We start from the raw sequence: 7,002 nt of genomic DNA, 5'->3' as shown, positions 1-7,002 counted from the left end.
TCTGACTTAAGCATTACTTGCTAAGCATTTAATTTTTATTTCAAAAGAATACGAGTTGTTTATCATACTCTGTTTAATTTTCAAAGATCAATTTCCGTCTTTCGACTACATTTTTTATTTTACCAAACCATTTATGTTTTGTCAACATATTTTTGATTTGCTTGTTAATCACATTTCGTGAAGAACAATTAATATATTAACAGATTTATCTCCCGTATTTATACATTTATTGTGATTTACGATAAATTAAATCACATTTCCTCCTATTTACTATTATTTTTCGCTTTTTACACATATAGATACACCAGGTATAGTTTTTTTCTGTTTTTTTATGTTTTAGTATATTTCTTTACGTTTTTTGTTAATAGAAAAAACTAGTCCTATGAATTTTTACTTTATTTATAATGAAATTATTATACAAAATAAAAAACTAGCCTATATTATAACTTAACAAGAAATAATATAAGCTAATTACTATTCGCTCCAATTAAACGTTTTATAAAATGTTTTATGATCTTTCCACTCACCATTGATAAATAAGTATTTTTCATTTATACCTAATTCTTTAAATCCACATGCCTTTAAAACTGCCTGTGACCTGACATTATCTAGAAGTGTACTAGCCTCTATTCTGTGTAATTGTAATACATCAAAAATATACTCTATAGTTAAATTTAACGCTTCTTTCATGTAACCTTTTCCTTGTTCCATTTCGTCCATAGAATAACCCACTGTACAATTTCTAAACACACCTAAAGTTATATTGGTCACTCTTATTTTTCCGATTAGCTTTCCTTGTTTAAACACCCCGAAATTAACTTCTCTACCATTTAAATAACCCTTATAACTTTCAATAAGGTAACTTTGTTGAGCATCTATAGTAAAATACCTTTCTTCTCTATGAGGTTCATACATCTCTAAGTGTTTTCTATTTCTTATGCAATAATTTAATAATTCATTGCTATAATCTGGTGTTAAAATTCTTAACTCTATATGTTTTCCCTTTATGGCATGTTGGCTCTTTATATCTGACTTTTTATAATCTTCATCTGTTATCCCAAATAAAAACTCCGATTTATATTCATTTCTATTTATATATATATTGTCTTTTAATACTCCTTCTAATTCAAATCCCTTTTCTATTATAGGCAAAAAATCGAAATCTTGATTTACAAGTAAATTAAGTTTACATATTTTTTTCTCCCAAAACAATTTATATAATAATGAATCTATCAATTCTGATAAAAGATCATATAATCCATTACTTTCTTTATAAAGTTTTATTCTTATCAACATGTATTTATTTTTAATATTTTTATCTACTATAAATATTCTACCTATGTTAATTCCTACGTTATCTTTTAAAACATACTCATTTTCATTTCCCTTTATCTGTTCAATTGTAATTAAATTTTTTTCACTTCCCATTATCTCACGCCTCAGTTTTAACTTAATTTTTTCTTAAACTATTGTTTATATAAAATTGTGCACATAAAGATATAAACAAACTGATAGGTATTATAAAAAATGCACGACTAGGCCCAAAAGCTTGATTCAAAGATCCTAATATTGCATTTAAAATCATGCTTACAACTGATGCACTAGAAACAATTAGTCCCATTACATAAGATGAATCAGATTTAAAAACCTTACTGGATGCTAAAACTATAGTAGGGAAAGTTATAGCAAAGAATAATCCTGATGCAGCAATAAACATAAGACCTTTTTCAGCTAATATTATTCCTGTTACAAATAATATAATAGCTATTACAGTGGAAACTATTACAGATCTTAGTTCACCAAATTTCTCAACTACAAATCCTCCTAAGAGCCTGCCAATTGTAAAGACAGCAGTAAATGCTGATAAATATTTAGTGGCGGATCCTATTCCTAGATTAAAACCTTTCTCCATATAATTTACAAACCAAGTAACTGTAGCCGATTCGGCAAACACATAGAAACCTAATGCTATCCCAAAAGCATAAACTAAGGTTTTGTTTAACTCTAATTTATTTGAAGAATTAGTTTCCTTATTTATACTTACTTCTGGTACTTTTATAAAATAGAATATTCCCATCATCACTATATACAGTACAGTAACCCCTAAATATATTTTCTGCCATGAAATATTTTTATTCAGCAAATACCCCGCTGAACTTGTACCTATTGTAGCACCAAATCCATAAAAGAAATGAGTTAAATTCATAAGCACAGCTTGAAAACTTACTGCAATAAAAGGTATCAAAGTATTTATTGCTATTGCACATAAAGCTAAGGCTGCATTTATTAAAAATGTATCTACAAATAACATTCCCATACTCTTAGTTATAGAGAACAAGAATGTAGCTAATATAGCAAATAACATTCCACTTATAAATACTTTTTTTTGCCCTACCTTTCTAGAAAATAATCCTCCTAAGTAGGTAAATATTATATAAGCGAAAGATCCTACAAAAAGCCATATACCAATTACACTATCATTTATATTAAGAGTACTTTTAAAAATAGGAACAAAAACGCCTTTGATATTTTCTGCAATAGCATCTAAAATCATTAATGCAAACATAAATATAATTAAATATATGTACTTATTTTTGTTGCACTTTTTCTTACTATTCGGTGTAACCAACTTCTTGTCCTCCTATCAAATCATAAATAATATATATTATATCATAAATAACTATTACAGAAATAAAAGAAAGAGGAGAATAATTTAAACAACTCGCTTTATTTCATAAATATTTCCTTGAAAATAAAAAGCATTTATAATTGATATACGAATTTTATTAATTATAAATGCTTTTTTAACTACAAAATTTATTTAGCCTATGCTTATTATTTCTTTCATAACATTAAACATGTTTTTAGTACACATACCATTTTTATAATTAATACATCTAGAACAAGTATTGCAATTAGAACTTAACATATTAGATGTCATTGAAAATTTATCTACATACTGATTACAATTCTCTGCCACTAACTTATGTAATTCTCCATTTAGCATACTATCATCTCCTGCTAGATTTAATGTAATTATAATAATAGTATTACCCCATAAAAATAATTTACTCATAAAATATATTATTGTATTACCTCTTAATATATAATGGGGATTCTGTTTCTCTACAATACCTAACTATTATACATTCCGCTAAATTTCTTGGGCATCTTAAACACATACAATCTTTTACATTGCCATCACAAGTTTTGTTATTATACTCAGGACATTTCAAACAGTTATTCGCTAAAACTTTTTCCATTTTTATTACCTCTTTTATTTTTTATTTTACATTCAATCATCTTTTTTAAATTTTATCATTATTTAAAGTTAAATAAAACCTAATAAAATCTATGATATAGAAAACTCATATAAAAAATTTCTTTAATATATAAATCAAATTTATTTTAATGATATAATTATTAAAAATATAATGTTCTAATAAGTATTTAAATTTAAGAGGGAGGCCATTAATGGAAAGAAAAATAAAACGTAAATTATATAAAACCTACTATATTCTACTTATTTATTTTACGCTATTTATGACCACTGCATTTTTATTAGAGACTCCTGTAAATATCTTTACTGGTATGACAAAAATTCTATTTCAATCTAATATTTTAATTACAGACTATGTTGCATTAGGAGGTATAGGTGCATCATTATTTAATGCAAGTATATTATCTATAACATTTTTATTAATTTTTATTTATGTAGGAATTAAACCAAATGGCTCTACTATATCTTGCTTATTATTAATATTTGGCTTTGGACTATTCGGAAAAAATATATTAAATGTATGGCCAATAGTTTTTGGCGTTTGGTTATTCTCTAAATATCAAAAACAACCCTTTTTAAACTATATCTTAATCGCTACATTCGGTACAACTCTTTCCCCGACATTTAACGAACTACTTTTCACAAACATATTTCCTATTTATTTAGCAATTCCATTTGCATTATTTACAGGCATATTAGTTGGATTCATATTAAGTCCATTAACCTCATATTGTTTAAGGCTTCACCAAGGGTATAATTTATATAATACAGGTTTCTCAGCAGGGCTTATAGGCACTGTACTTATGTCTATTTTACGAGCTTTTGGAATAGATTTTCCTAAAAGATTGCTATGGGCCAATGGAAATAATTTTTTCTTTTCTGTATTCTTAGTATGTACATTCGTATCTTTTATAATCTTAGGATATATACTAGATAAAGATGCCTTTAAAAAATTAAAAAAGATTACTAATCAACCTGGAAGACTAGTATCAGATTTTTATATTAAATTTGGAGATGGTGCTACTTTTGTTAACATGGGTATTTTGGGAATTTCATTTACACTATTAATTTTATTGCTTAATGGTGACTTAACAGGTCCTACTATTGGTGGAATTTTTACTATTGTCGGCTTTGGTTCATTTGGTAAACATATAAAAAACGTAACACCTATTGTAATTGGAGCTATTTTATCATCTTTTCTAAATGTTTGGGAAGTTAATTCTCCCAATATGCTTCTTGCAATTCTATTTAGTACAACCTTAGCTCCTATTAGCGGTCATTTTGGATGGATATTCGGAATATTAGCTGGTTTTTTACATGTATGTATGGTAATGAATATGGGATACTTACATGGAGGTATAAATCTTTATAATAATGGATTTGTAGGTGGAACCATTGCTATAATATTAGTTCCCATAATATCTGCCTTTAGAAAGAAAGTGATTAGTTCTATAGATAAGTGAAATTTTAATAATAAAAAATAAATTTTTATGAAAGGAGACATAGCTATTATAAGCGCTATAAAGACCATGAATAATACAAATATAAAAAATATAAAACTAATAAGTGAATTAATGAGCTTTTGTTATAAATATAATGCAAGTAAAGTTAACTTAGAGGTAGAAAGTATCAAGAATATCATTAAAATAACTCTTATTTCACATAATATAATACTTCCTGACAGTATCCTAGAGGAATTAAAAGACACTCTTTCTTGTCCTAGATGTCATGAAATTGAAGAATATTATTGGAGTTTAAGCGGTGATGATATTACAGATTCAGAATTAACTTTAATAGGTATGATGATAGATAACGCAATTATAGATTATAACAAAAAAGATAAAATTTTAAACATGCAACTCTTAAGAAAAGTCTAAGAAAAACACATCATTTTAAACAAATGATGTGTTTTTTACTATCTTTTATTCTATTAATCTATCTTTAATTCTTGTATTACTTTAGCTATAATTTTTTTACCTATTATATCTTCTTTCATATAACTAGTAATATTATCAATATTTCTCCACTTAGCTTGTTCCACTTCCTTTGATATAGAAATTTCTCCATTATCATAAAAAGCCATGAAAGTAAGCATCAATATTTCTTTATCTTTTAAAAACTGACTACCTAGATATTTTATATTCTTAATATTAATACCGGTTTCTTCTCTAACCTCTCTATGCACAGCTTCCTCTACAGTTTCATTTTGACAAACATATCCTGAAATAAGAATCTCCGAATTTTTATATATATAACTTTGTTTTAATAAGAGAATTTCATTATCCCTTATAACTGCTACAACTATACATGGTTTAGGAACATCAAAAAATAACATTTTATGCTTTTCACAATAAGGAACATTTCCTTCATCCCAACTATATTTATATATCAGTTTTCTACCACAAATCGGACAAAATTTAAACTTCATCCTACTCTCTCCTTATATAACTATTTTTACTTCTTTAGATAAATATATATATTCTTCTCCAACCTCACATTCATAAGCAAAAATATCTACCCCTTTAATTTTAGCTAGTTTCAGTGCTTCTGTAAACTTAGGATCCATATCTTCATTTGGAGAAAAGGATTTGATTTCATTTAGCTGAATTAAGAAAACAACACCTGCACCTTTCCCACTGTTCTTTGCTTCAATTAACTCCAAAATATGTTTAGTTCCTCTTTCTGTTGGGGCATCAGGGAACATTGTAGTTCCATTGTCTTCTAATGTAACTCCCTTTACTTCTAAATAATATTCCTCTCCACTATCCTTAGAAAGTTTAAAATCAAATCTACTATTTCCGAATGTCTTTTCCCTTTGTATAATATTAAACTGTTCAAGCTTAGGAAATTTTTTTGCCTTTAATGCCTCCTCTACAACTTTATTAGGAATCTGAGAATCTATATTTATTAACTTATTCTTTTTATATGCAGCTATTAGATCATATGGCGTCTTTCTATTAGGAGTTGTTCCTTCTCTTAAAATAACTGTACAACCTGGGATTAAGATTTCTTTACATCTTCCTGTATTAGGAACATGTACTAAGATTTCTTTATTATCCACCTTAACATATGCTTGAAACCTATTTGGTCTTTTTATAAATTTAGCTCTTATGACTTGTTCCTTAAAAAACATATTATTATCCTCTTTTCTTAATAACCATTTATCCATCTTATACTTAAACTTATCCACAATTCATATTTAAAGTATTCCACAATGTTAATTATTTTAAAAGTCATTTGTGGATTATTATACTTATAATTAATTATCTAATATTATTATAAACAATAAACTTACAATATAAAAAGCCCTTTTATAAAGTTAATACTTTATAAAAGGGCTTTTTATCCACATTAATAAAATGGTGCGTCTTAAGGGAGTCGAACCCCTGGCACACGGCTTAGAAGGCCGTTGCTCTATCCTGCTGAGCTAAAGACGCATAAAAAGTTATAAACCCGGCGATGTCCTACTCTCCCACAAGGCTGCCCCTGAAGTACCATCGGCGCTGTAAAGCTTAACTTGCCTGTTCGGTATGGAAAGGAGTGTTACCTTTACGCCATCATCACCGGATTATTTATATAATATATAAATTTAAGTCAACTGTCAACTTAAATCTTAGTTTTAGAGAAATTGCTCTCTCAAAATTGTATAATGAATATTTATTTGGTCAAGTCCTCGACCTATTAGTATGAGTCAGCTGAACATGTTACCACGCTTACACCTC

Annotated in this window: 7 protein-coding genes, 1 tRNA gene and 1 rRNA gene; 2 read left to right on the top strand and 7 right to left on the bottom strand. The window is 27.2% G+C overall.

Features of this window, described 5'->3' with window-relative positions; genetic code table 11:
* Positions 1-474 precede the first annotated feature (474 nt).
* The 3 genes from QOZ93_RS13790 to QOZ93_RS13780 form a co-directional block, all read right to left on the bottom strand.
* Complete coding sequence (locus QOZ93_RS13790; protein ID WP_307357406.1) at positions 475-1,428, bottom strand: GNAT family N-acetyltransferase; 954 nt, start codon at positions 1,426-1,428, stop codon at positions 475-477.
* Between the two features lie 22 nt (positions 1,429-1,450).
* Positions 1,451-2,629: an MFS transporter gene (locus QOZ93_RS13785; RefSeq protein WP_307357402.1), complete on the bottom strand. Its 1,179-nt coding sequence runs from the start codon at positions 2,627-2,629 to the stop codon at positions 1,451-1,453.
* 192 nt (positions 2,630-2,821) lie between these two features.
* Entirely contained in the window at positions 2,822-3,076 is a 255-nt protein-coding gene (locus QOZ93_RS13780) for a hypothetical protein (RefSeq protein ID WP_111940103.1), read from the bottom strand.
* 398 nt (positions 3,077-3,474) lie between these two features.
* Here QOZ93_RS13780 and QOZ93_RS13775 point away from each other — a divergent pair, with 398 nt between their 5' ends.
* Entirely contained in the window at positions 3,475-4,743 is a 1,269-nt protein-coding gene (locus QOZ93_RS13775) for a DUF1576 domain-containing protein (protein ID WP_111940101.1), read from the top strand.
* 66 nt (positions 4,744-4,809) lie between these two features.
* Complete coding sequence (locus QOZ93_RS13770; RefSeq protein WP_111940099.1) at positions 4,810-5,157, top strand: hypothetical protein; 348 nt, start codon at positions 4,810-4,812, stop codon at positions 5,155-5,157.
* A 53-nt stretch (positions 5,158-5,210) separates the two neighbouring features.
* Here the strand turns inward: QOZ93_RS13770 and QOZ93_RS13765 are convergent, their stop codons facing one another.
* The 4 genes from QOZ93_RS13765 to rrf all read right to left on the bottom strand — a co-directional run bounded on the left by QOZ93_RS13765 (position 5,211) and on the right by rrf (position 6,848).
* The gene (locus QOZ93_RS13765) at positions 5,211-5,708 is read right to left on the bottom strand and encodes an NAD(+) diphosphatase (protein WP_307357400.1); all 498 of its coding nucleotides are present in this window, start codon (positions 5,706-5,708) and stop codon (positions 5,211-5,213) included.
* Between the two features lie 12 nt (positions 5,709-5,720).
* Complete coding sequence (gene sfsA, locus QOZ93_RS13760; RefSeq protein ID WP_307357409.1) at positions 5,721-6,413, bottom strand: DNA/RNA nuclease SfsA; 693 nt, start codon at positions 6,411-6,413, stop codon at positions 5,721-5,723.
* Between the two features lie 227 nt (positions 6,414-6,640).
* Positions 6,641-6,717, bottom strand: a tRNA-Arg gene (locus QOZ93_RS13755).
* 14 nt (positions 6,718-6,731) lie between these two features.
* Positions 6,732-6,848, bottom strand: a 5S ribosomal RNA gene (rrf, locus tag QOZ93_RS13750).
* Positions 6,849-7,002: the final 154 nt, after the last annotated feature.

It is taken from the genome of Hathewaya limosa (assembly GCF_030815255.1).
GTDB classification, from domain to species: domain Bacteria; phylum Bacillota; class Clostridia; order Clostridiales; family Clostridiaceae; genus Hathewaya; species Hathewaya limosa.
The sequence above is the reverse complement of the archived record's forward strand: the minus strand, read 5'-3'. Positions and strand labels throughout refer to the sequence as shown.

Excerpts from the sequence above, each read along its gene's own strand:
- QOZ93_RS13790 (WP_307357406.1), bottom strand. The coding sequence starts at position 1,428 with ATGGGAAGTGAAAAAAATTTAATTACAATTGAACAGATAAAGGGAAAT.
- QOZ93_RS13765 (WP_307357400.1), bottom strand. The coding sequence starts at position 5,708 with ATGAAGTTTAAATTTTGTCCGATTTGTGGTAGAAAACTGATATATAAA.
- QOZ93_RS13770 (WP_111940099.1), top strand. The coding sequence starts at position 4,810 with ATGAATAATACAAATATAAAAAATATAAAACTAATAAGTGAATTAATG.
- sfsA (WP_307357409.1), bottom strand. The coding sequence starts at position 6,413 with ATGTTTTTTAAGGAACAAGTCATAAGAGCTAAATTTATAAAAAGACCA.
- QOZ93_RS13775 (WP_111940101.1), top strand. The coding sequence starts at position 3,475 with ATGGAAAGAAAAATAAAACGTAAATTATATAAAACCTACTATATTCTA.
- QOZ93_RS13780 (WP_111940103.1), bottom strand. The coding sequence starts at position 3,076 with ATGAGTAAATTATTTTTATGGGGTAATACTATTATTATAATTACATTA.